The organism is Deinococcus marmoris DSM 12784 (assembly GCF_000701405.1).
Classification (GTDB): domain Bacteria; phylum Deinococcota; class Deinococci; order Deinococcales; family Deinococcaceae; genus Deinococcus; species Deinococcus marmoris.
On record NZ_JNIV01000251.1, the window covers coordinates 1 to 1062 of the forward strand.

2 protein-coding genes are annotated in these 1062 nt (G+C 59.5%); one reads left to right on the plus strand and one right to left on the minus strand.

The genetic code is table 11. From position 1 onward, the window contains the following. The coding region (locus tag Q319_RS25220) for an EAL domain-containing protein (protein ID WP_034416806.1) at positions 1-267 on the plus strand (267 nt) is incomplete at its 5' end. 201 nt (positions 268-468) lie between these two features. Here the strand turns inward: Q319_RS25220 and Q319_RS0123680 are convergent. Continuing rightward, the coding region (locus Q319_RS0123680; RefSeq protein ID WP_034416809.1) for an NmrA family NAD(P)-binding protein at positions 469-1062 on the minus strand (594 nt) is incomplete at its 5' end.

The following is a 1062-nucleotide window of genomic DNA, read 5'->3' on the forward strand; positions in this document are numbered from 1 at the left end:
CACAAAAATCTGGCCATCGTGCGCTCGACCATTGCTCTGGCGCATGAGTTGGAGCTTCAGGTGGTGGCCGAAGGCATTGAGACTGACCTGCAACGCAAGATTCTCGTTGGCCTGGGTTGTGACCTGCTCCAGGGTTATTTTTTCTCCGCGCCCATGCCGCTTGAGCAGGCGGTGGCCTGGCGGTTCGGGGAAAGCCTATGCCCAGCAGAACCGAGCCTGACGTGTCTCAAGAGGTGGGCTGAGACTTCGCACAAAGACCTGCACTAAAGCAGTGGTCATAAAAAGACCATTTTTATGACTGAGCGAGCGGGCAAGCGTCCTCTCTTCGAGCTGTCCCAGTCAAGGGCGTCTGTTCTGCCCAAGATAGCGAGTGACTTTTACCGAGCAGGACGGACTGGTACAGCTCGGAACGAGAGAATGGAGTCACCGGAAGTTTTCTCTTCCGGTGACGTAATTCGGAGAACTGCTCTAATCGAGTCCGGGCAAACTTCTGGCGAAATCTTCAATGCTGTGCGCTGGGCGGCCTAATAACGTGGGCAAGTCGTCCGAAACGTGTTTGGCAAGGCCCAGACGGGCGGTGGCGTAAATGGCTTCCATCACCAGCGTTTCGGCCCGGCCCGCGCCCTGGCCGCGCATCAGGCGGTAAAAGGCGATGGGGCTGGGATCGGTGGAGCGGTACAGATGGCCGGTGACACGTGTGAAGATCTCGGCCACCTCGCGGTAGGTCAGTGCAGCCGGGCCAGTCAACCCATAGGCCCGGTTCTCATGCCCATCTTCGGTCAGTACGATGGCGGCAGCCTCAGCCACGTCGCCCGTGTCCACAAAACTGGTGCGCCCGTTTCCAGCTGGCACCGCAATGATGCCTTTTTTGAGTTCGGGCAAATGCGTGGTGGTCAGGTTCTGCATAAAAAAGCTGGGGCGCAGGAAGGTATACACCGCGCCGTTGCCGCCCAGATGCTTCTCAAGGTGCGCGTGCGGCGTGATGGTCAGCTTGTCGGCCCCCTGAAGCGACAGCAGCACGAAGTGCCGCACCCCAGCCCCCAGCGCCACATCCAGTGCCGG